We start from the raw sequence: 22,040 nt of genomic DNA on the forward strand, positions 1-22,040 counted from the left end.
CTTCTGAACGAACGATCGTTCAGTGGCTGGGATCGCGTTCGAGGGGAACGATGCCGCACATACACGTCGATGGGTGTGAGATCCACTACGAGGTGAAGGGGCGGGGCGAGGTTGTGCTCCTCTTGCACGGCCTTGGTTCGAGCCTGCTCGATTGGGAAATGCAGATCCCCGCGCTCGCGGAGCGGTACACGGTCGTCGCCGTCGACATGCGTGGACATGGCCGCTCGGGGAAGCCGCCGGGCCCGTACCGGATCGCCACGTTTGCGGCCGACGTGGCGCAGGTGATGCGCGCGCTCGCGCTCGGCCCGGCGCACGTCGTCGGCATTTCGATGGGCGGCATGATCGGCTTCCAGCTCGCGGTCGACCACCCCTCGCTCGTCCGATCGCTCGTGGTGGTGAACAGCGCTCCGGCCTTCGTGCCGCGCACGCTCCGCGAGCGTTTGGCGGTCGTGCAACGAATCGTCGCGCTGCGCGTGCTCGGCCTGCCAGGGTTCGCGCGGAAGATCGCCGAGAAGAATCTCCCGCGCCCCGATCAGGAGGCGCTGCGGCGGAAGCTCGCCGCGCGCCTCGCGCAGAATGACGAGGCCGCGTATCGCGCCGCGTCCTACGCGATCCTCGGATGGAGCGTCGCCGAACGAATCGGCACGATTCGATGCCCGGTCCTCGTCGTCACGGGGGATCAGGACTACACCCCGGTCGCGGCCAAGGAAGCGTATGCCGCCCGGATCCCGCGTGCCCGCGTAGCCGTCGTCGCCGACTCGCGGCATTGCACGCCGATCGATCAACCGGAAGCGTTCAACCAGCTCTTGCTCGATTTCCTGAAGGAGCACGCGACGGCTCCGGCGGAACACGGGGAGGTTTGTCATGGTACGTGAATCTTGGCGATTTCTGGTGGCAGCCTGGATGCCGCTCGTTGTTTCCACGAGCGGATGCACGATCAATGTCGAGCCGCCCGGCGAAGGACCGCAGGCTGCGAGCTCGAGCAGCGGCGCCGGGGCAGGTGGTTCAGGTGTCGGCGGTTCGGGGGTTGGCGGCTCGGGCGGCGACGGCTCGGGTGGTGACGGTTCGGGCGGCAGCGGCACGGCGGGCGGCGGTTCGGGTGTCGGCGGTTCGGGGTCCGGGGGCTCGGGCGGCGGTGCCGCGTCGCGCTGTACCGTCTCGCCGCAAGAGGTCGCGTGTCCTTACGAAACGCAGAGCATCCCGGCGCAGGCGGGGATTCTGCGGGACGTCATCTGGCAGGTGCCGTTCGGAACGCCGCCCGCGAAGGGTTTTCCCGTGGTGCTCCTGTTCCAGGGGTCCCTTTATGGTCCCCCGAAGATGTTCAAGGGTGCAGTGGATGGCCCCCACGGGGTGTATCACCTGGCGCTCACCGTGAAGGGGCTCCTCGACGCGGGTTACGCCGTGCTCGCTCCGGAGGCGCATGCGGAGGGCTCGACGTTCTGGGATACGAACGTCCCCCCGTATTCGATTGCCTGGTCGACCGCGCCGGACCATGCGTTCATGCTTTCGTTGTTCGATTCGATTGCCGACGGCTTGTTCGGTCCGCTCGACGCATCGCGGATGTACGCGACCGGCATTTCGAGTGGTGGCTACATGACGAGCCGGATGGCCGTCAGCTACCAGGGAAAGTTCCGCGCGCTTGCGATCCACTCCGCGTCGTACGCGACGTGCAGCGGCCCGCTTTGCATCCTGCCCGACGCGCTGCCGGCGGATCACCCGCCGACGCTCTTCCTTCATGGCGAGGCTGATCTCGTCGTCCCTGTGGGCACGATGGAGAAGTACAACGCACGCCTCGTCACCGAGGGCAAGGAGACGCGTGTCGTCGTCGAGCCAGGTGTGGGACACGATTGGCTCGCGGCCGGCCCCGAAGAGGTTGTCGGCTGGTTCGACGCGCACCCATGAGCAGACCGTATTGACCGCTCCAGTGGACTCTGCTACCCAGCGCGGAACGAGCCTTCGTTTTGCGGATCACGTCATGAGTTCACTCCGGGCCTCACGATTGCGGGCTGCAAAGGCGATTCTTCCGCCGTCGTCCGTGCCCGAGGGCACGCGGCGACGGATTCTGGAGGTCGCCTTGCGGTTTTTCGCGAGCGAGGGCTTCCACGGCACCTCGGTCCGCGACATGGCCAAGGTGCTGGAGCTGCAGCCGAGCGCGCTGTATTCGCATTTCCCCTCCAAGGAGCACATCCTTTCGGAACTCGTCCGCGTGGGCTACGAGGTGCACGCATCGACGTTGCAGGCGGCGCTCCGCGACGCGAGCGACGATCCGATCGAGCAGGTATGTGCGCTCGCCCGTGCCCATACCCTCCTCCACGCGACGTATCCGCACCTGGCAGTGGTGGTCAATGAAGAGATTTTCGCGCTGACCGCCGAGCTGGCGGCGCCGGCGCTCGCGATTCGCGCACAGTCGATGGCGCTCGTCCTCCAGATCCTTGAACGAGGCGTGGCCATGGGGCGCTTTTCCATCCCTGACAAGGCGGCGACCGCATCGGCGCTCTCCGCGATCGGCGTGCGAATCCCCTCCTGGTACGAGCCGTCGGAGGCTCTTCCCCTCGAGGCGCTCGCCGACATCCACGTCGAGCTCACGCTCCGCATGCTGCGAGCCGAGAGGAGTCCGCGCGGCGGGCGTGTCTGAGGAAGACCGACGTTCCAATCGTTTGACGCTTTCGTGGTGAATCAATCACGAGACGCATCGTCTAGGGAACCCCGGGGAAATCCCTGCCGCCGATTCACGACGTGAAGGCGGAGCGAGCCGCGCGTGCGCGCGTAAGCCGCGGCGATCCGGGCACGAAGAACACAGCGAAGAGGAATACGGTTCAATGAACGGCGAACGAAGGCATTTCGGGCCGTGGCCGCGCCACGCCCTCGTCTTTTTCATGGGCGTCATGCTCGCGGGGTGTGGCGGCGAGGGCGCTTCCGCGTCTTCGAGCGCACCGCCAAATGAGGCGCGAGAGAATACGGCGTCCATCCCGAAGGATCTGCGCGCGGCTTACATCACGTCCGTGCAGCGGGGCGCGTCCGCAGGGTATGCTGCCCGTGCCGTGTCGCCGGGGCTCTGGCGCGCGGAGAACAAGGCGCAAGCGTTCGTGACGACGCTCGGCAGCTCGGGGATCGTGCTCTCGTCGGACGATGGGGCGTGGACGCTGGGAATGCGCGCGGCGGGCGTCGGCTGCGAGAGTCAGGGGACGGAGCTCGGCGCGGCGCAGGCAGAGGCAACCGGCAACCGGGTTCGTTATGGTCGTGAGGGCCTGGAAGAATGGTACGTGAACGGGCCGCTGGGGCTCGAACAGGGGTTCGTCCTCGGCGCGGCGCCGTCGTGCGCCGGGACGAAGGTCGTGACGATCGAAACGGATGGGGAGCTGCGCGCGGCGCTCGTGGACGAGGATGGCGACGGGCGCGGGGAGGCGCTGACGTTCCGGGATGACGAGGGCCACGCGGCGCTCGGGTATACCGACCTTTATGTGAAGGACGCAGCGGGTCGAACGCTCCCCGCGTGGTTGTCGCTCGAATCGGGGCGTGTCGCGGTTCACGTGGATGACGCTGGGGCGGTCTATCCTGTGGAGATCGATCCGTTGATCGCGACCCAGCAAGCGAAGCTCCTGGCGAACGACGGGGCCGCGAGTGCCCGCCTGGCCGGTGTGGTCGCGCTTTCGGGGGATACGGCGCTCCTCGGGACCTACGGAACGGATGTCAATAGGGCCTACGTGTTCGTGCGCAGCGGCGGCGTCTGGACCGAGCAGGCGAAGCTTCAGGCGAATGACGGCGCGGCGGGCGACCGGTTCGGCCGCGCGGTCGCGCTTTCGGGGGACACGGCGCTCGTGGGCGCTTATCGGGACGCAGACCTCGGCGAGGACGCGGGTTCGGCCTACGTATTCGTGCGAGACGCTGGCATCTGGACGCAGCAGGCGAAGCTCCTGGCGAACGACGGGGCGGCAGGGGATTGTTTTGGCGGCGTGGTCTCGCTTTCGGAGGACACGGCGCTCGTGGGCGCGTACGGCGACGACGACAAGGGCTCGAATTCCGGCTCGGCCTACGTGTTTGCGCGGAATGGAGGCGTCTGGACGCAGCAGGCGAAGCTCCTGGCGAACGACGGGGCCATGGAAGACTATTTGGGCGACTCGGTCGCGGTCGCGGGCGATACGGCGCTCGTGGGGGCGCCCGGGGACGACGACAAAGGCACGTTCTCCGGCTCGGCTTATGTATTCGCGCGGAATGGGGGCGTCTGGACGCAGCAGGCGAAGCTTCTGGCGAACGACGGGGCGGCGACCGATTCTTTCGGGGATGCGGTCGCGCTCTCGGGGGACACGGCGCTCGTGGGTGCGTACGGCGATGACGACAAGGGCTCGAATGCCGGCGCGGCCTACGTGTACGTGCGGAGCGGCGGGGTATGGGCGCCGCAGGCGAAGCTCGTGGCGAACGACGGGGCAGCGGGGGACGAATTCGGCGCGTCCGTCGCAATCGCGGGGGACACGGCGCTCGTCGGTGCGTACCTGGACAGCGACGAGGGCGCGGAAGCCGGCTCAGCGTACGTGTACGCGCGGAGCGGCGGGGCGTGGGTCCAGCAGGCGAAGTTGCTTGTGAACAACAGCGCGGCTGATCAGAGCGGCACGTCGGTCGCAATTTCGGGAAACACGGCGCTCCTCGGGGCTCCAGGGGACGCGGACAAGGGCAACAATGCCGGCGCTGCCTACGTGTTCGTCCTGGCGTCGAGCCAGGGGGATGCGTGCGCGGCTTTCGCAGAGTGCGCGAGCGGCTTTTGCGTGGACGGCGTCTGTTGCGACACGGCGTGCGGCGGAGGCGCGACTGGTGATTGCCAGGCGTGCAGCGTCGCTGCGGGAGCGGCGGTGGACGGGACGTGTGCGCCGCTGTCGGCCGGTATCGAATGCCGTGATTCCGCAGGTGTGTGTGACGTGGCCGAGGCGTGCGACGGGCAAACCGGGGAATGTCCTGCGGACGGCTTCGTGGTTGATGGAACTCCCTGCGCGGATGGCGTGTGTGAAGCCGGCGCGTGTATGACCGGTATGGGCGGTGCGGGTGGTGCCGGAGGAATGGATGGCGCAGGCGGGACCGGCGGTGCTGGTGGAATGGGCGGTGCTGGTGGAATGGGCGGTGCCGGCGGTGGAGGCGTGGGCGGTGGCCAGACCTCCGAAGAGGGCGGCTGCGGATGCCGCACGTCGCCGCAGAAAGGGCACTCGCCCGCGCTGACAATGCTCGGGCTCGGGCTTCTCCTCGCATGGCGGCGGCGCGTCCGGCGCGCGTGACCGTCTCCGGGTGCAAGACGAAAGAACCGTCTTGACCGCGCCGTCCGCGTTCTCGCCCCTTACTTGAACTTCACCGCGGCCGTCTTCGTCTCCCCCGCGTTCACGGTGACGGTCACGGTCTGCTTCCCCCTCTCGGAATGGACGAAAGTCACCGTGTGCGTCCCCGCCGGCACGGACAGGCCGACCTTGGGCGTGTTGCCCAGCGGCCGCCCGTCCAGCACTACCTTCGAGACTGGGATCGAGTTGATGTTGAGCGTCCCATTGCCTTGCGCTGCCTGGGGGGTTGCCGTGCCAACCGTGGGCGTCGTCGTCGGCAAGGGGCCCGGCGCTCGTGCGGGTTCTCCTGGCGTTGCGGCCGGGATGGCGCCGACCGCCTCCGCCACGGTGGGTGATTCGGTGGGAGGGGTCGACGCTGTATCCACGGACTTCGGCGGCTCGGCATTGGCAGGGCTCGGATGGTCCGGTCCCGCCGCTTCCATGGGAATCAGGACAGGGCTTTCTTCCCCTCGCTCCACGCTCGCAGAGACGAGCTTCTCGCCCTTTCCTGGCGCGATGACTTTGATGATGCGGTTTCCTGGCACGAGATCACCGACGACACACGGCGTCGTCCCGCACCGCTCCTGACCATCCACGTAAATCGCGACCTTGCCGAGATCACGGCCGGTGACCTCGATCCGGAGCCCTCCTGTTTTCGGCGTCAGCACGAATGCCGCGAGACTCAAGGCCGCGAGCAGCGTCGAGACGCCAAGCACGATTCCAAGCTTCTTCGAAGCACTTCCCGGGGTCGGTGGGTTCGTCGCGGCCAGACCGTGTGTCGTCGTGGCCGATTGAGGGACCGATGGCAGCGCGGGCCGCGGCTCCGATGCCATCGGCGTATGCGTCGAGGACGTGGAGGAATACGCGGGACCAACCTGCGCCGGGGTCGAGGGCAGCGGCGCGCGGGCCGTCGGCGGCAGAGGGACTTCGATGGGAGGAGGCGGCGCTGCGCGGAGTTCGGGCGGCATCGCCTGCAGCGGCAGCGTTTGCAAAACGGCCGCGCGAGGCTTCTGTGGCTGGGGGGGCGGCACAGCCGTCTGTTCGGGAACAGGGTAGAGACCCGGTGGAAGCACGGCCGTCTGCACGGGCGGAGGGGGCATGGAGGGCGGCTTGGGCTGGAGCGGCATCGTCGCGCGCATCGATGCTTGCTTCGTGAGGCCAAGCAATGCGTGCGGGCGAATCTGCTGCGTCTCTCCGTCGTCGTACCCGCTGTCGAGTAGGGTGGCGAGCTCTCGGACGGCCTTCGCGGCGCTCGGCCATCGCTCGGTGGCGTTTTTTCGGAGACATAGATCCAGCCATTCATCGAATCCTCGCGGGAAGAGGTGCGCTTTGAAACCCGCCCGAGCGACCGCGGACGGCGTCGGCTGGATGGCGACGCCCATCATGATGTCCGCGATGCTCCCCCGCTCCGAGCCCGTCCACAGATGGCCCGGCGGAGCGCCGAGCAAGAGCTCGTAGGCAATGACGCCGAGGGCCCATATATCGGTTTGGGGCGTGACGCCGTGCGAGATGTCGACCCCCATCTTCGCGGCCATGGGCCGCATGGCCGCGCCGAGCTGCTCGGGTGCGGCATATGCGGGGGATCCGACCTGCGTGGCCGTTCCCTGGACGCCCTCCTCGAGGACCTTGGCGATACCGAAATCGACGACCTTGAGCAGCGGGCTCTTGTCGCGTTCGTACGTGAGAAACAGATTCCCGGGCTTGAGATCGCGGTGAACGACGCCCGCCGCGTGGGCTTGTCCGAGGGCATCTGCGAGCTGGAGGAAGAGGATTCGCATGAGGCCCGGCGGCACGGGCCCACGCTGCTTGATGTACCTGTCGAGTGTATCGCCTTCGAGTAGCTCCATCGCGAGGAAAGGCACGCCGCGCTGTGGATCGATCCCGGCGTCGAACACGTCGACGATGTGCGGGTTTTTTCCGATTCGCGCGCCGATGCGCGCCTCTTGAACAAAGAGGTCGCGGATCTCGGTGCGCTCGATGAGCTGCGGATGCACGAGCTTGAGCGCGCAGGTCTTTCCGGTCCCGAGGTGCGTCGCGCGAAACACCGCGGCCATGTTGCCCTGCCCGAGCCACGAATCGACGCGATACCGCCCGGCGACGACGTCGCCAGGGGCCGCGGGTCCTCCCGTCGATGACATGAGGCGGGAGTGTACAGGGAGTGGGTTGGTAGGGGAAACTGGTACGGGTACTACGTTCGTGGAATTGACATGGGAGCGGAGTTGGTGGGTCCCTTGGGATGGGGGATGTGTGGGTGATGTGGTTACATGTTGACTTTTGCGGAGGTGATGAGGTGGGGGATGGCGGATCCAGGGATGGGGCTGGGTTGGGGCGTACTAACTCGTTGAACTTGCTTGGGATTGTTGTGGTGCATACGAGAGTGTTCACGAGCAAACCCTGAGGTTTGGTAGGGTGAGATGTCGCGGAGCCTGGGCGCGGTGTACCGGTGCGAACATGGGTCGCCGCGGGAGTAAGGAAGAGGCTGTATGGCGGTGCTGGAGTTGTCGCTGGAAGGGGGGGACGGGTCCCTTTCCGTTCGTCGCTTCTCGGTTCAAGAGGGGATCTCGAGCCTCTTCACCGTCTCCGTCTGGGCACGGTCGAGGAACGATAGCCTCGATCTCGACGCGATCGTGGGGAAGAGCGCCACGTTGCGCATCGTCGCCGGCTACAAATGGGCGCTGATGGGGGGAGCGCGGTACTGGACGGGCATCTGTAGTTACATGGAGCAGGTTCAGGCGGAGCCGACAGGGCTTTCGACCTACTACCTACGGATCGTGCCAAGGGCCTGGCTCATGACGCAGCGTCGGGGTCACCGCGTCTACCAGCACATGTCGATCCCCGACATCGTCGACGCGCTGCTGGGCGAGTGGGGCCTCGAGAAGGAATGGCAGATCGACCGGGCCCAGTACCCGAAGCTCGAGTACAAGGTGCAGTACGGCGAGAGTGACTACGCCTTCGTGAGCAGGTTGCTCGAAGAGGCAGGTATCGCGTTCGTCTTCCCGGACAACGACACCAAGGGCTCGCTTCTGGCGTTCAGCGATCGGCTCCACGCCGGCAAGCCCCGGGCTGCGCCACCGATCCACTTCGTGGACAACCCGAGCCAGGCCGCGGAGAAGGAGTTCGTCACCGAGGTCCGCATCGCTTCCGAGGTTCGCCCCGGCGCTCACACGGTTCGCGATTACGACTTCCGCAACCCCGCGTTCCAGCTCTTCGGCGAGGCGACGAAGGCGTCTTCCCCGGAGGACATGTACGAGCAGTACCAATACGATCCCGGCTCGTTCCTGGTCGAGGGAGGGAAGGGCGGCGATACGCCAGTCGCTGATGACAAGGGGGTCGCGCGTTACGAGCAGAAGTACGGGCAGGACCTTGCCGAGCGCGTGCTTTTGTCGACGCGCGCGGACAAACGTAGCGTCACGTTCGACACGAACACGATCGATCTCTGGCCTGGGCAGATTTTCTCGATCGAGAACCATCCGCACGCAGAGATCGGCGCCGAGCAAAAGCTCTTGGTCGCGGAGTTCTCTGCACAGGGCACGCCGGACGAAGAATGGAGCATGTCCGCGCGCGCCTTGTTCGTGGATTCCAAGGTGCCCTACCGGCCGCCGATCAAGACGCCGAAGCCGACGGTGTACGGCGTTCAGAGCGCGACGGTCGTGGGCCCCAAGGGCCAGGAGATCCACACGGACGAGTTTGGTCGAGTGCGGGTTCAATTCCCCTGGGATCGCGAGGGCAAGCATGACGACCGATCCTCATGCTGGATTCGCGTCAGCCAGGGATGGGCGGGCGCGGGGTTCGGCATGATCATGATTCCGCGCATCAACCAGGAAGTTTTGGTCGGCTTTCTGGCTGGGGACCCGGATCAGCCCATCATTGTGGGGCGCGTGTACAACGCAACGAACCAGGTGCCCTACAAGCTGCCGCAACACAAGACGCGTAGCACGTGGAAGAGCGACTCCTCGCTCGGTGGCGGCGGGTTCAACGAGGTCATGTTCGAGGATCTCAAGGGAAAGGAGCTCGTCTACGTGCAGGCGCAGAAGAACCTGCGCAAGCTCGTGAAGAACGACGAGACCATTACCGTCGGTAACAACCGCCAGAAACTCGTGGTCGTCAACGAGACCGAGACGACGGGGGCCAACCGCACGGAGGTGACGGGCGCGAATCGTACGGAGATCACCGGGGCGAATCGCACCACGGTCATCGGGGGCAATCGCAGCAAGCAGATCGCCGGCGACGAGATCGAGCGCACCGATGGCAACCTCGTCATCTACATCGGCAAGAACCAGGACATCGTCATCAAGCAGACGAAGCGCGAGCAGATCGAGGGCGACAGCCATCTCCGGGTCAAGGGCAAGCGCAACCAGCGGATCGACGGCAACCAATCATTGACGGTAAAGAAGAACCGGCAGGAGAAGGTCGGCAAGAATCACGCGATGGAGGTGGGCGAGGAGATCCACCTCAAGGCCGGCACCGCGCTGGTGATCGAGGCGGCGAAGGACTTGACCCTCAAGGGGCCGGGGGGGTTCATCCGGATCGACGCGGGTGGCATCACGATTAAGGGCAACATCGTAAACATCAACAGCGGTGGGTCGCCTGGGTCCGGGAGCGGTGCGAAACCGGAGGAGCCGGCCGAGGCTGTCGAAGCGGTCATCGAGGCACCGGAGAAGCCGGTGCCGGACAACGTGGCCGTCACGGGTTTGGCGCAATGAGGTACGGGGAGGAGTGAGAGCATGCCTCCGGCGGCGCGAATCACGGATATGCACGTGTGTCCCAAGGTGGAACCTGGGCCGGTTCCTCACGTCGGGGGGCCTGTCGTCGTCGGCGAACCGACCGTGTTTATTGGCTTTCAGCCGGCGGCGCGGGTGGGCGACAAGCTCGTGTGCGTGGGCCCGCCGGACTCCGTGTCGCGGGGGGAGCCGACGGTGCGGATCGGCGGAAAGCATGCGGCGCGGATTGGTGACCCGACGTCGCATGGGGGGATCATCGTCAAGGGGTGTCCGACGGTGTTGATTGGGTCGTCGGCGCAGGCGGATACTTTGCGGACGGATAAGCCGTTTTGCGAGGATTGCGAGCGGAAGCGCAAGGCGCAGGAAAAGAAGAAGGCGAAGGGGAAGTAACGAGGGGTCGAGATGCCGCGTCGCTTGATCGTGGAAGTCCGCTGGGGGCCGATGAAGGGTCGGAAGGCGTTGATTGGCGCCGGAGCATCGCTACGCGTCGGCCGGACCGAGTGGTCGGATTTGATTCTTCCTCACGACAAGGGTCTCTCGCGTCGCCATTTCACGCTGAGCTGGGATGGAGAGCGAGGGACGCTCCGGGATGAGGAGACGGTCGAGGGCACGTATCTCGATGGGCAACGCGTGAAATTCGGCGAGGTCGGGCACGGGACCTGGATTCGGGCGGGCGAGACGGATTTCATGGTGTACGTCGAGGACAAGATCCCCCCACAAGAGGAGGACGATCTCGACGAGGACGAGCCTGCGACCGAGGACGAGCGCTCGCTTGCGGGGGAGAAGCGGGCCGAGGAGGAGAAGCGCAGGGAGGCGGCCCGGATCGCGCTGGCGAAGTTGCGGGAGGAGTCGGGGAAGGAGCCGATGTACGCGATCCTCGATGCGGCGCGGGATGACCGGATTCTGGAGTTGTTGCGGCAGTCGGCGGAGCCGTATCAGTCGCTGTACGAGGGGATCCAGGGGGAGCCGCTTGCGACGGTGGCGCCGTATTTGACGGGTCCGTTTCGGGATGATTCGGTGCTGCTCGATAGGCTCGTGATGGAGGGGTGGGGGCGACGGTGGGGGATTTTTGTGACGAGTCGGGAGGGGTTTACGGAGGTGAGGAGGCATTTTCGGCGGCTTTTGATGGTGGAGATGGAGGAGACGGGGGAGAAGGTATATTTTAGGTTTTATGATCCGTGGGTGATTAGCACGTTTTGGTCATTCTCGTCGATGCGGCACCAACAAGCCGTGAAAGGCTTCAATCTCCTGCTTTTCGCGGAAGGGAACGGCCGCCAGTTCACGGTGCTGAATGTTCTCGAACCTCGTTCCGGTGCAGGGGGCGCACGCCCGTGATTGTAAAGAACCCTGCAGAGGATATCGACCATGTTCAAAATAAGCGCTGAGGTCAGCCGCGGTCTTCAAGCGATCTTACATGAGCAGCTCGTGAGGGAGATCTACCAGTATCTGACCGAGGTGTTGCAGCGCGAAGAGCTAACCTGGTGTGAATCCAGCGATCAGGGATTGCGCTTTGCTCAAGACGCAGCTGCGAGAGCAATGAGCTACGGGTTCACGACAGACAGACAGATCGCCAAGTTTGTCATGCTCTCGGCCTTGTTCGGAAGTGAATTTCATGAAATGCATGCCTGGGCCAGAGAATTGCTCTCACAAAGAGACGAGGTTGAGCCGGAAGTACTAATCGAATTGCTTGTTCTGGAAGCCCAATCGACTGCGGATGCAGGTGATCTGCGCGGATGAGACGCCATGGACAGAAAGCACTCCAACGCCAGCGAAGTCGCCTGCAACATCGATAAAAAATTCCCAAATGATAAGGATGGTAAAGTTGTTTGCGAATCCGAGGATTCGGTTATTCCAATGGTATTTCCGGATTTCCTTATCACCGTAGAAAAAAAGGATTTTTCTTGGAAGGAAAGAGCGGGGATAAAGGTTACGCCAGGAGTATCCATCGCCAGTGAAACTGACAAGGAGGTCAAGATCTCTGGGCTGGGGCACGCGGGGGTTCTGATTATCAACGGCAAGACCGGGGAGACTCGATACTTTGAATATGGTAGATATGATGCAGCGCGCATCGGACTCGTGCGTGAACATTCGGTGTCAGATGTGAAAGTGGAATCAGACGGCACGCCTACTAGCAGCCTGTGGACTTATCCCGAAGGAGGCTCGACAGGAACTGGCGTCGATGGTAGTTTGTCCGCGTCATGTCGATGGGGCGAACACGTGAGAAGCAGGCGTCGCTCTGGGTGGCGGCGCCTTCGCTGCCGCGGTCGCCGGGGCACCGGTTCTACGAGAAGCTGAACGAGCTTCTTCGCGAGAACGGGTTTGACCGGGCCATGGAGGCGGCGTGCGCGAAGTATTTCGAGGCCGACGGGACGGCGGGGAGGCCATCGATCCCGCCTGGGCTTTACTTCCGGATGCTGCTGGTCGGCTACTTCGAGGGGATCGAGTCCGAGCGTGGGCTCGAGTGGCGCTGCTCGGACTCGCTGTCGCTGCGGGAATACCTCGGGCTGTTGCCCGGCGAAACGGTGCCCGACCATTCGACGCTTTCCAAGATGCGCAAGCGCCTCGGCAGTGAGGTTTTCGAGGGGATGTTCGCCTTCGTGCTCGGGGTCGTGAATCGCTCCGGGCTCCTCCATGGCAAAGTCATGGGCGTGGACTCGACGTATCTCCGCGCGGACGCCTCGATGAAGGCGATCGTGCGGCGCGAGACGGGCGAGGTGTACGCGGACTACATCAAGCGGCTGGCGAAGGAGGAAGGCATCGAGAATCCGACCATGGAGGATGCTCGGCGACTCGACCGCAAGCGCAAGGGAAAGAAGACGTCGAATACCGACTGGAAAAGCCCCACCGACGAAGATGCCCGCATCGCAAAGCTCAAGGATGGCCGCACGCGATTGGCCTACAAGACCGAGCATGTCGTCGACATGAGCACGGGCGTCGTGGTCGCCGCGGAGGTCTATTCAGCGAACGAGGCCGACCCAGCGACGATGGCGCAAAGCCTCGAGCAGGCGCGCACGAATGTCGAGCAGGCCAAGAGCAGCGAGGAGCGCGATTCGGACGACGATCCGCCTCCGGAGGGCGGCAGCAGCGACGCGGAGCCCGAGCGCACCGTGATCGAGGTCGTGGCGGACAAGGGGTATCACAAGGCCGAGCTGCTTCTATCGTTGAAGGTGTCCGGCTATCGCACGTACGTCCCGGAGAGGATCCAGTCCGTCCGCAGATGGGTGGACAAGGGCTGGGATATGCAGCAAACGTTTTACGGGAACCGAAACCGCGTGCGTCGTCCGAAGGGGCGCGCTCTTCAACGCAAACGTGGAGAGCTCATCGAACGAACATTCGCCCACGCATGCGAGACGGGCGGAATGAGGAGGGTGCGAGTGAGAGGCCGGGAGAACGTGAGAAAACGCTACCTGGCGCATATCGCCGCGCTCAATTTGGGGCTCGTGCTACGTCAAATACTCGGCGCAGGGACCCCGCGGGCCCTGGCCGCGGCCCGGAAGGGCTCCGCCCTTGCAGTTTTGGTGATATGGGCAGCCATGGTGGCCCTGGTACGGGGCACGCCGAGGCGGTTGGCACGATTTTCCCGGGCCACGTGGCGCGGGATGTACCCGCATCAAATGCAAGATGTTGGGGTCGCGATCGGGGGCGCGTAGATCCACGGGCTGCTAGGGATTCATTAAAGAAAGCGCTCGCGGATGTGTCGAGAAAAGCCGCCCACTCCGGCAAAATTATCGGCGTGAGGCTCACAGCGAAGGATAAATATGGTAACATGGTAGCGTATGCTCTCAAGCATCTGAAGGAGAATGATAATCCTAAGAGAAAGCCATACGCCATCCGTAGTCATAATTGTTATACCTTCGCGCTTGATGTTGCGAGACAGTCAGGCACCGATCTCTCCGCAGGCGATGCGCTGTTTCCCAAGAGTGGTATGGACGGGCTTCGCAAGATTTACGAAAACGTGAATTACCCTGAGTGAAGCAAAAACAAGCTGGAGTGTTTAATGTCCGCGCAGCGCCCCAAAGCTGTTCCTGATACTGCGTCATGGTTTGGCGGTCCCGATGGCGGAGTGTTTGCTCTTATTGAGCGCGTTTCGGATGATCCTCCCTACGTGTTCCGCGCGCGAATCTATGACGATTGGGCTGGCGATGTTTGGTATGAGGGGTTTCTTCTGCAGCAACCCCCCGAGGGCCCAGAATTCGACCCACGGATGATCAGCTTGTGTTCATCGTGGGATGGCCATGCTGTTAGGTTAGTCGACGGCAGGAAACTCGTCGTCTTCACGGCCTAATTTCGACGAGTCCAACTCATGGCCATATCCCAAATCATCACTAGCGCACGTACGGCATTCTCCGTCCGCCGCTTCTCCGTCCACGAATCCATCTCCTCCCCCTTCACCATCTCCATTTGGGCCCGCTCAGAGGACGACAGCATCTCGATGGAATCCGTGGTCGGCAAGCCCGCGAGCTTCCGCCTGGAGACTGGATATGCGCACGTCACGAGCGGCGGTACACGCCTGTGGGCCGGTATCTGCTCTCACTTCCAGCAGCTCAAGGCCGTCACTCCGCTGCCCGGTCAGAAGCCGCTGCACACGTATCACGCCCGCATCGTCCCCACGTTCTGGCTGCTCACCCAGCGCCGCAACCACCGCATCTTCCAGCACGTCACCGTGCCCGACATCGTCAAGAAGATCCTCGGCGAATGGAAGATCGAGGCCGACTGGAAGATCGACGCCGGGAAGTACCACAAGCTCGAATACAAGGTTCAGTACGGCGAAACCGACTATGCTTTCATCTCGCGCCTGCTCGAGGAGGTCGGCATCGCGTTCGCCTTCCTCGATCCGAACGGTGAAGGCGCCAAGCTGACCTTCGGCGGTGCGTTCGAGTCGGGCGCGCCGCGGCCGGGGCTCGTCTTCACGAACAACCCGAATCAGCAAGCAGAAAAGGAGTGCGTCAAGAACGTCCGCCTCGCGCGCGAAGTGCGCCCCGGCGCGTTCACGATGCGCGATCACGACTTCCGTCGCCCTGCGTTCGAGCTCTTCGGCAAGGCTCCGAACGCCGAAGCCCCCGAGAACCGGTACGAGCAGTACGTCTACGATCCAGGCACGTTCCTCGTCGACGACGGCAAGGGCGGTGATACGCCGGTCGCCGACGACAAGGGCGTCGCGCGGTACGAGCAGGCGTATGGCCAAACGCGCGCCGAGCAGATGCTCCACGCCGAACGGATGGGACGAAAATCCGTATCCTTCAGCACGAATGTGATGGATACCCAGGCCGGCGCTGTCTTCTCCATCCTCGGTCACCCCCATTCCGCAGTCGTCGGCAAGCCGCTCCTCGTGACGGATTTCTCCATCGAAGGCTCGCACGGCGGTGAGTGGACGATGAGCGGTCGCGCCGTCTTCACGGACATGCCATTCCGTCCCCCGGCCCGAACGCCGAAGCCGAGGGCCCTGGGCATGCAAAGCGCGAAGGTCGTCGGCCCCAAAGGGCAGGAGATCCATACCGACGAGTTCGGCCGCGTGCGCGTGCAGTTCCCCTGGGATCGCGAGGGCAAGGATGACGACGGCTCGTCGTGCTGGATCCGCGTCAGCCAGGGGTGGGCCGGCACGGGCTTCGGCATGCTGGCGCTCCCGCGGATCGGCCAGGAGGTCCTCGTCAGCTTCCTCGACGGTGATCCGGAGCAGCCCCTCGTGGTGGGCCGCGTCTACAACCGCATCGAGCCAGTCCCTTACGCGCTGCCGGAGAACAAGACGATCAGCACATGGAAGGGCGACTCCTCACTGGGCTCCGACGGGTTCAACGAACTCAAGTTCGAGGACAAGAAGGGGGATGAGCTCTTCTACGAGCAGGCCCAGAAGAATCGGCGGATGCTCGTCAAGAACAACGAGACGATCACGGTGCTGCGCCACCGGCAGAAGCAGGTCGGCGTCAACGAGACCGATACGACCGGCGTGAACCGATTCGAGGTGACTGGCATCAATCGCTCGGAGACGACCGGAGCGAACCGGATGACCGTGATTGGTGGCACGCGCCGCAAGCTGATCAAGAAAAACGAAGCCGAGCAGACGCAAGGCGAGAGGCGCCTTCGCGTGGGCAAGAATCAAGACATCCGGCTGGCGAAAAAAAAGCGGGAGCTCGTCGACGAGGACATCCACCTTCTCGTCAAGGGCGATCGGCGAGAGATCATCGAGAAGGACCAGTCGATGATGGTCATCGAGAGCCGCCACGAGAAGGTGGAAGGTCGATACGCTCTCGAAACGGGGAAACAGATTCACCTGAGCTCGGCCGAGGTCCTGGTGGGGGAGGCGGCGGAGGACATCACGATCCAGGGACCCGGCGGATTCATCCGTATTGATTCGATGGGTGTGACCATCAAGGGGACGATGGTCTACATCAACGAGGGAGGGAAGAAGGCCGGCAAGGGGAAGGGGGCGAAGCCGGAGGAGCCGGAGCTGCCTGGGGACCTGGACGAGGACAAGGATAGAGAGGAGGACGAAGAGGAAGAGGAGAGGAAACCGCCGCCTCCCATGGACCAAAGCAAGTTCCCCGAAGAACGCCAGTTCATGAAGGATCTGGGGGTGGCCACGATTTTTTCCAACCTCGGGGACAATTTCGAGGTTCTCGGACCACACACGAGGGACTATAACTGCATCGCGCACACCCTGGGCGACCATAACCAATGGGTCGATCCGATAACGGGCCCGGCCTCAAATCCACTCCAGGGGATGGACGGTATCTACGGCGCTCAAGGGTATACTCGTTCGTCCGACATGAACTTCGATCTGGAGCCCGGTAAACAAAAGATCGTGGTGTATGCTACGAAAAATCCAGATGGGTCGATCGCAGATGTCACTCACGGGGCGATCCAGGACGAGCACGGCACGTGGACGAGCAAGCTCGGAGGTTGGCCATTGATCCGACATGAGACCCCGGGAGCGCTGAATGGTGCCGATTATGGCGAGCCCGTGGCGGTATACGAGAAATGAATCCATGCCAGATATTGCTCTGCGGATGGCTTGTGGGGGCTGGGTGCAGCGAACGCACGGATGTTGCAATCGTGCCGACCAATGCACCCCGTGATGAGGTCAAGATGAGCGAGTTCGAGAAACTGGCCGACGAGTGGCAGAGACATTGCCTGAGAAATAGTTTTTCCTCCAAGATGGCGACCTACCTGGACCACCCGGCATACCGGAGCATCGTCGCGCTGGGAGAACCTGCCGTTCCGCTCATCATCGAAAGATATCGGCGAGACGACCTGCCTTGGGGCTTCGCGCTTCAGGAGATCACCGGCGTGCAGATGATCGATAACCCGAGCGCGTTCAGCCCACGGGAGGTCAAGCAGAAGTGGCTCTCGTGGTGGGACGAAAAGGCCAAGCAGACGAAGTAGACGAGCGTGCTCCGAAGGTGACTGTATGACCACCCTCAAGCTTGGTGACGGTTTTCCGAAGATTCGCTCGGAACTTGCGCCCCAGGTGAAGCAACTTCAAGGTATGCTAAAAAACTGGGGGTATGACGTCAACGAGAGCGGCCATTTTGATTGGGCGACCGACGGGGCCGTCCTCCACTTCCAGGAAAAAGTCGTGGGACTGCCGAAGCCGGACGGCAAGGTGACCGTCGACGTGGGAAGGACGTGGAAAACTCTGTCGCAACCCGTGCCGGCCGTGCTCCCTGGGCGATCCTTCACGCCGGATGCGCTCTATCCCGTGCCGTTCATCGACCAGTTCGATGAGGTCCACGTAATCGGGGCGGGACAGAAAGGCTGCTTCGCCGCGGCCGACACGATGCTACATGCCGTGGGGGTCCAACAGGCAGGAAAGTACGAGACGTTTCGGATCATCACCAAGGAGACGTGGAAGGGAGACGTGCCAACCCAGTCGATCGATCCGATCGCGTTGGCGACGGGCGTCGTGTATCTCGATGCACAGCTCTTGCTGGGCAGGGCGGTCATGCTTGGCGTAAGTTACGGAGATCAGCCTGCTGATCCCAACAAACGAGTAAACGAGGGGCTCACCGAGCACTGGGTTGTGGTCTTCGAGAAGACCAGTGAAGGGAAGTATCGTTTTCACGACCCGGCGACGGCCCACAAAGCGCAGGGGGCCAACAGGGAATTTAGCTTCGACCCCACGACCAAAAACCTCACTGCAGAAGGGATTCCCGGGCAAGAGCGAGGGGCGGCCATCGGGCGTCGGTACTACATGACTCAGATCCGGAAGAACCTCGATTAGATCTCCGTTTCATCGCGTCTTCGGTCGGATCGTTCCCCTCGCGAGCGCCATACCCCTGACAGTCACAGGGCCCGCCTCATACTGATCCTGCGCCGGCCAAACCTCCCCAACGACCCTCCCCCGCCACCGCCTCCACATCGGCACTTTTTTCCCCACCTCCTCCGGCAAATACCCCACGATCGCCCCCTTCTCCCCCGGCAACCAGATCAAACACCGCAAGAACCTCCCCCCGAACACCTCTCTCTTCTGGTAATGCCTCCCCCCGAGCAGCACCCTCTCCATCTGCTGCTCCAAATAATCCGCTGGCAACCCCTTCTTCTCCCGCGAAAACGCATCCCGTATCCGCGTCGTCAACCCCTCGCACACCGCCGGTGCCGCTGATAACCCCGGCATCTGCACGAAATCCTTCGCCACCCCCACCGCCGCCTTCAGCCCTTCGTCCGCCGCCGTCACCAGCGGAGCCGCCGTCGACATCGCCGCCTTGAGCGCCTCCAGCTCGTCGAACGGCATCTCAATCTCCCCCGCCAGCAACACCATCGGCGGGACGAACTTCCCGTCCTCCCCGATCGCGCCCTCCAGCGCCTCGTCCACACCCTTGCCGTCGGTACGTGGTGCCTTGGCGAGGACCTGAAACACCTCTTGCCGATCTTCGATCTCCCACGGCTCGCGTGCTCCATCCACAATCTCGATCTCTCGTGATCGCGGACTCCGCTCAAGCTCCTCGAATACCTTCTTCCACGCGGGGACCCGCCGCATTCGCGCGATGCTCTCCGGGTCGTACCAGAGGAGCTGCAACATCTCCCGCGCCGGTTCGACACCCAGCGCCTCGTTCTCGGTGGTCGCCGGACGCAAATCCCGCTTCGGCACGCTCCACGGCGTCGCACCGGCCGCCGCATTCGACGCGGCCATTGCGCCCTCCTGGCTCGCGCGATCTACACTCGGCGTCGCAATCGCCGCCGCCGCAGCAGCCGCGGTCGCCGCGGCCGAACCAATCGTTTCCCGCGACGGCGCCGCCGTGCTCGGCCCGCCCGAGGCCCACACGCTCTCCGCCGTCGCGCGCGGAGCCGCCACCGGTGGAGGCGGCGGCACGTACGCCGGAGGCGCTATCGGCGTCGCGCTCGGGGCCGGCGTCGCAGCCTTTCTCCCCATGGGCGGAAGCATCGTCTGGTCCCCCGCCACCGGCACCGCTGCGACGTCCACCGCCCGGAGCCCCGCCAAACCTGTCGGCTGCCCGAACGGCAATGCCGCGTCCCCCGGCTTCGGAGCAGGTGCCCCCGTCACCCGTTGCCGTTCGCCACCCATGAACGGCATCACCGGCCCCGCCGCCTTCGCCCCAAATGCGGGCACCAGCGTCATCGCCGCGAGGTCCTCCCCCTCGTCTCCGTCCGCTGCCGTGAGTGCTGTTGGCGGAATCGTCTCCAGCAAATCCTCCGCGAGCTCCTCGACCGCCGCCGCCGCGTTCGCCTGCGTTCCCGCTCCCTCCATCCGCACCGCAATCCGCCCGGCTTCGTCTGCGCTCCGCAGGCCGATCGTTCCCCGCCAAACCACGCAGCATACCCCGCGGTCCGTGTCAATCCACAACGTATCCGCGATCAGCTTTACGTCCTCCCGTTCCCCTGTCGCCCGATCCACCACCACGCTCGGCCGCACCCCCGGCAAATTCGTCACCACCCGCGCATGCTCCGGATGCAACCCTTCCAGCACGATCCGCTCGTTCGGCCGGATCTCCGCCACCTGCTGATCCGGCGGCGCCGCCTGGAAATACCCCGGATCCAGCTTCTCCGGCAGCGGCCTCTCCGCCCACCCCGCCTGCGAAAATGTCCCCGCCAAACGACCGAGCCGCTGCTTCCGCGCCGGCCACTCCCCCCCAACCGGCCCATAACACACCGGGGCAAACGTATCCGATCGTTTGGACACAAACATCCCCGGCGGTTGCAAATTCGGGATCGACACCATTCCATACGCATCCGGCGCCGCGTCAAACCGGAGCCCCGCTGGATTGTTCGTTTCCGGCCCGCCCGCCGCGCGCTCCCACCGGAGCGGCATCTTCGTGAATCGCGGACCCTCGAGGAGCTGCCCGTCCTGCACGCGGAACCCTCGATCGCACCAGACCTCGATCGATTTGTCGAGCTCTCCCACGACGAGCCGCGTCATCACCGAGCGCGCCGGCTGTTTTCCCGGCGTATACGCGTGCCCGACGAGCATCACGTCCGCCCGCGGCTTGTATGGCACTTTGTCGCTCGGCGTGACCACGCTCCGCGCCGGATCGTCGTTCCAGTGCCCGTCCTCCTCGTGCACCTGCTCCTGCGCCGGCGCGAGCGAGCATGCGCCCGGTTCTACTACGAAAGTAGCCTTGACAATCACCGTCAGTGCATGCGTCCCGGAATGGGCTTGCCAGGCAAACGTCGACGCGCGAAGGGGACAGAGACAAACGAGTTCCATGCCTGCTCCCGATCCTACTTCTTCTTCGGGTTCGTGCCCTGCACCTTCTCTGCGTTCCGCGATTCGTCCCCGAGCGTTGGATCATCCAAGCACTTCGGCCGCTGCAGCACCGCGAGCTCCGCCGTCACGCTCGCGATGCCCCGCTCCGCCTTCGCGGGCATCGGCGCCGGCCTTTGCATCCGATCCCCCACCATCACCGCCACCAGGATCAGCGACATGAGCCCCCCGAGCACGTTCAACGTTTGCGGCCCCAAACGCATCGTGGCCGCGGCCGTTGTCGTCGGCGCGGCGTGCGATCGGACCATCGCCGCCGCCGTCGATCCATCCCGCCGTGAGGGCAGCGTCTCGGGAATCCACGACGCGCCGTCACTCCCGTTCCAGGGCTGCGTGATCCGCGGCTCCGGCGCCTGCCAATCTCGGGGCACACGCCCTGGTTCCATCCGTGGCCATGTGTCCCTCACGCGTGGCGCCGTGCAAGCTTGCAGCGCGAGATACAGGTCGAGCCGATCCGCCACGGCGGTGGCCTTCGCGATCCGTTGCTGCCGGTCTCGCTCCAGGCAATACGCGACGAGGTCGTCGAGCTCGTCGTCGACGTTCATCACGTAGTCCGAGACGCGCGGCGTCGGACGCAGGCGCAGGCCATGGCCCTCCTTCAGCTCGAGCGGATAGACGGGACGCACGCCCGTCAGCATCTCGAAAAGCACGACGCCGAGCGAATAAACGTCGGTGCGCGCGTCCACGTCGTGCGACGACGCGAGCTGCTCGGGGCTCATGTAGGCCGGCGTTCCCACGACGCCGTTGCGCTCGGTCACGAGCGTGTCGTCCGCGTCGAGGTCCTTGGCCACGCCGAAATCGAGGACCTTCACGACGAACCCTTCGGTCCCGGGCTCTTGATGCAGGAAGACGTTCGACGGCTTGAGGTCGCGGTGGATGATGTTCTTCGCGTGCGCCGCCGCGAGCGCGCGGGCGATGTCGCGGCCGATCCGCGCAGCCTCCGGTTGTTCGAGGCGCCTCTTTCGGCGCAGGCGATCGGCGAGCGTCTCGCCGTGGAGGAGCTGCATCACGAGGTACGGCTCGCCGACGTCCGTCTCCGAAGCGTCGTGGACCTCGACGACATTCCGATGCGCGATGGCGCCGCAGAGGCGCGCCTCCCGGCACAATCGATACCGATGGCTCGGGGACGCGACGCGGAGGACCTTCACGGCGACACGACGAGAGGTCGCGATGTGCTCGGCCTCCCACACGATGCCCATCGCGCCCTCTCCGAGCGGGCGCAACAAACGATACCTGCCTCCGAGTCGGCTCCCGGCGATCATGCACAGGGCGCTAGCAGTGTTTGCTCCGAAAGGACAAGTTCGTAGC

17 protein-coding genes are annotated in these 22,040 nt (G+C 64.3%); 14 read left to right on the plus strand and 3 right to left on the minus strand.

Features of this window, described 5'->3' with window-relative positions; translation table 11 throughout:
• The first annotated feature begins 50 nt into the window (after window positions 1-50).
• The 4 genes from POL67_RS04930 to POL67_RS04945 all read left to right on the plus strand — a co-directional run bounded on the left by POL67_RS04930 (window position 51) and on the right by POL67_RS04945 (window position 5,261).
• The gene (locus POL67_RS04930) at window positions 51-875 is read left to right on the plus strand and encodes an alpha/beta fold hydrolase (protein WP_271915880.1); all 825 of its coding nucleotides are present in this window, start codon (window positions 51-53) and stop codon (window positions 873-875) included.
• A complete protein-coding gene (locus tag POL67_RS04935) occupies window positions 865-1,902 on the plus strand; it encodes an extracellular medium-chain-length polyhydroxyalkanoate depolymerase (protein WP_271915881.1) in 1,038 nt (345 codons plus the stop codon). The genes POL67_RS04930 and POL67_RS04935 overlap by 11 nt, the downstream gene beginning before the upstream one ends.
• Window positions 1,903-1,975: 73 nt before the next feature.
• The gene (locus tag POL67_RS04940) at window positions 1,976-2,635 is read left to right on the plus strand and encodes a TetR/AcrR family transcriptional regulator (protein ID WP_271915882.1); all 660 of its coding nucleotides are present in this window, start codon (window positions 1,976-1,978) and stop codon (window positions 2,633-2,635) included.
• A gap of 184 nt (window positions 2,636-2,819) precedes the next feature.
• Complete coding sequence (locus tag POL67_RS04945; RefSeq protein WP_271915883.1) at window positions 2,820-5,261, plus strand: MYXO-CTERM sorting domain-containing protein; 2,442 nt, start codon at window positions 2,820-2,822, stop codon at window positions 5,259-5,261.
• A gap of 59 nt (window positions 5,262-5,320) precedes the next feature.
• Here POL67_RS04945 and POL67_RS04950 read toward each other — a convergent pair whose 3' ends face one another.
• The gene (locus tag POL67_RS04950; RefSeq protein ID WP_271915884.1) at window positions 5,321-7,435 is read right to left on the minus strand and encodes a serine/threonine-protein kinase; all 2,115 of its coding nucleotides are present in this window, start codon (window positions 7,433-7,435) and stop codon (window positions 5,321-5,323) included.
• A gap of 345 nt (window positions 7,436-7,780) precedes the next feature.
• Between POL67_RS04950 and POL67_RS04955 the strand changes: the two genes are divergently transcribed.
• The 10 genes from POL67_RS04955 (at window position 7,781) to POL67_RS05000 (ending at window position 18,236) form a co-directional block, all read left to right on the plus strand.
• Window positions 7,781-10,000 carry a type VI secretion system Vgr family protein gene (locus POL67_RS04955; RefSeq protein WP_271915885.1) on the plus strand — a complete coding sequence of 740 codons (2,220 nt, stop codon included), beginning with the start codon at window positions 7,781-7,783 and terminating at the stop codon, window positions 9,998-10,000.
• Window positions 10,001-10,021: 21 nt separating this feature from the next.
• Window positions 10,022-10,408 carry a PAAR domain-containing contractile injection system baseplate protein gene (locus POL67_RS04960; RefSeq protein ID WP_506333362.1) on the plus strand — a complete coding sequence of 129 codons (387 nt, stop codon included), beginning with the start codon at window positions 10,022-10,024 and terminating at the stop codon, window positions 10,406-10,408.
• 30 nt (window positions 10,409-10,438) lie between these two features.
• Entirely contained in the window at window positions 10,439-11,353 is a 915-nt protein-coding gene (locus tag POL67_RS04965; protein WP_271930744.1) for a DUF4123 domain-containing protein, read from the plus strand.
• A 30-nt stretch (window positions 11,354-11,383) separates the two neighbouring features.
• Window positions 11,384-11,755: a glycoside hydrolase family 25 domain-containing protein gene (locus POL67_RS04970; protein ID WP_271915886.1), complete on the plus strand. Its 372-nt coding sequence runs from the start codon at window positions 11,384-11,386 to the stop codon at window positions 11,753-11,755.
• Between the two features lie 6 nt (window positions 11,756-11,761).
• A complete protein-coding gene (locus POL67_RS04975) occupies window positions 11,762-12,313 on the plus strand; it encodes a hypothetical protein (protein WP_271915887.1) in 552 nt (183 codons plus the stop codon).
• A complete protein-coding gene (locus POL67_RS04980; protein WP_271915888.1) occupies window positions 12,223-13,668 on the plus strand; it encodes a transposase in 1,446 nt (481 codons plus the stop codon). Before POL67_RS04975 ends, POL67_RS04980 begins: the two co-directional genes overlap by 91 nt.
• A 44-nt stretch (window positions 13,669-13,712) precedes the next feature.
• Window positions 13,713-13,991, plus strand: coding sequence for a hypothetical protein (locus POL67_RS04985; protein ID WP_271915889.1), 279 nt, complete (start codon window positions 13,713-13,715; stop codon window positions 13,989-13,991).
• 330 nt (window positions 13,992-14,321) lie between these two features.
• A complete protein-coding gene (locus tag POL67_RS04990; RefSeq protein ID WP_271915890.1) occupies window positions 14,322-16,997 on the plus strand; it encodes a type VI secretion system Vgr family protein in 2,676 nt (891 codons plus the stop codon).
• Window positions 16,998-17,101: 104 nt separating this feature from the next.
• On the plus strand, window positions 17,102-17,398 hold the full coding sequence (locus POL67_RS04995) for a hypothetical protein (RefSeq protein WP_271915891.1): 297 nt from the start codon (window positions 17,102-17,104) through the stop codon (window positions 17,396-17,398).
• Window positions 17,399-17,423: 25 nt separating this feature from the next.
• Window positions 17,424-18,236 carry a peptidoglycan-binding domain-containing protein gene (locus POL67_RS05000; RefSeq protein ID WP_271915892.1) on the plus strand — a complete coding sequence of 271 codons (813 nt, stop codon included), beginning with the start codon at window positions 17,424-17,426 and terminating at the stop codon, window positions 18,234-18,236.
• 9 nt (window positions 18,237-18,245) lie between these two features.
• On the opposite strand, the gene POL67_RS05005 is transcribed toward POL67_RS05000, so the two are convergent.
• Both POL67_RS05005 and POL67_RS05010 read right to left on the minus strand, forming a co-directional pair.
• The gene (locus tag POL67_RS05005) at window positions 18,246-20,678 is read right to left on the minus strand and encodes a DUF2169 family type VI secretion system accessory protein (protein WP_271915893.1); all 2,433 of its coding nucleotides are present in this window, start codon (window positions 20,676-20,678) and stop codon (window positions 18,246-18,248) included.
• A gap of 14 nt (window positions 20,679-20,692) precedes the next feature.
• Window positions 20,693-21,994, minus strand: coding sequence for a serine/threonine-protein kinase (locus tag POL67_RS05010; protein ID WP_271915894.1), 1,302 nt, complete (start codon window positions 21,992-21,994; stop codon window positions 20,693-20,695).
• Between the last annotated feature and the right edge of the window lie 46 nt (window positions 21,995-22,040).

The organism is Polyangium mundeleinium (assembly GCF_028369105.1).
Classification (GTDB): domain Bacteria; phylum Myxococcota_A; class Polyangia; order Polyangiales; family Polyangiaceae; genus Polyangium; species Polyangium mundeleinium.

Bases quoted from the DNA above. Each gene is read 5' to 3' on its own strand.
- POL67_RS04930 (WP_271915880.1), top strand. From the start codon at position 51: ATGCCGCACATACACGTCGATGGGTGTGAGATCCACTACGAGGTGAAG.
- POL67_RS04935 (WP_271915881.1), top strand. From the start codon at position 865: ATGGTACGTGAATCTTGGCGATTTCTGGTGGCAGCCTGGATGCCGCTC.
- POL67_RS04940 (WP_271915882.1), top strand. From the start codon at position 1,976: ATGAGTTCACTCCGGGCCTCACGATTGCGGGCTGCAAAGGCGATTCTT.
- POL67_RS04945 (WP_271915883.1), top strand. From the start codon at position 2,820: ATGAACGGCGAACGAAGGCATTTCGGGCCGTGGCCGCGCCACGCCCTC.
- POL67_RS04950 (WP_271915884.1), bottom strand. From the start codon at position 7,435: ATGTCATCGACGGGAGGACCCGCGGCCCCTGGCGACGTCGTCGCCGGG.
- POL67_RS04955 (WP_271915885.1), top strand. From the start codon at position 7,781: ATGGCGGTGCTGGAGTTGTCGCTGGAAGGGGGGGACGGGTCCCTTTCC.
- POL67_RS04960 (WP_506333362.1), top strand. From the start codon at position 10,022: ATGCCTCCGGCGGCGCGAATCACGGATATGCACGTGTGTCCCAAGGTG.
- POL67_RS04970 (WP_271915886.1), top strand. From the start codon at position 11,384: ATGTTCAAAATAAGCGCTGAGGTCAGCCGCGGTCTTCAAGCGATCTTA.
- POL67_RS04975 (WP_271915887.1), top strand. From the start codon at position 11,762: ATGGACAGAAAGCACTCCAACGCCAGCGAAGTCGCCTGCAACATCGAT.
- POL67_RS04980 (WP_271915888.1), top strand. From the start codon at position 12,223: ATGGGGCGAACACGTGAGAAGCAGGCGTCGCTCTGGGTGGCGGCGCCT.
- POL67_RS04990 (WP_271915890.1), top strand. From the start codon at position 14,322: ATGGCCATATCCCAAATCATCACTAGCGCACGTACGGCATTCTCCGTC.
- POL67_RS04995 (WP_271915891.1), top strand. From the start codon at position 17,102: ATGAGCGAGTTCGAGAAACTGGCCGACGAGTGGCAGAGACATTGCCTG.
- POL67_RS05000 (WP_271915892.1), top strand. From the start codon at position 17,424: ATGACCACCCTCAAGCTTGGTGACGGTTTTCCGAAGATTCGCTCGGAA.
- POL67_RS05005 (WP_271915893.1), bottom strand. From the start codon at position 20,678: ATGGAACTCGTTTGTCTCTGTCCCCTTCGCGCGTCGACGTTTGCCTGG.
- POL67_RS05010 (WP_271915894.1), bottom strand. From the start codon at position 21,994: ATGATCGCCGGGAGCCGACTCGGAGGCAGGTATCGTTTGTTGCGCCCG.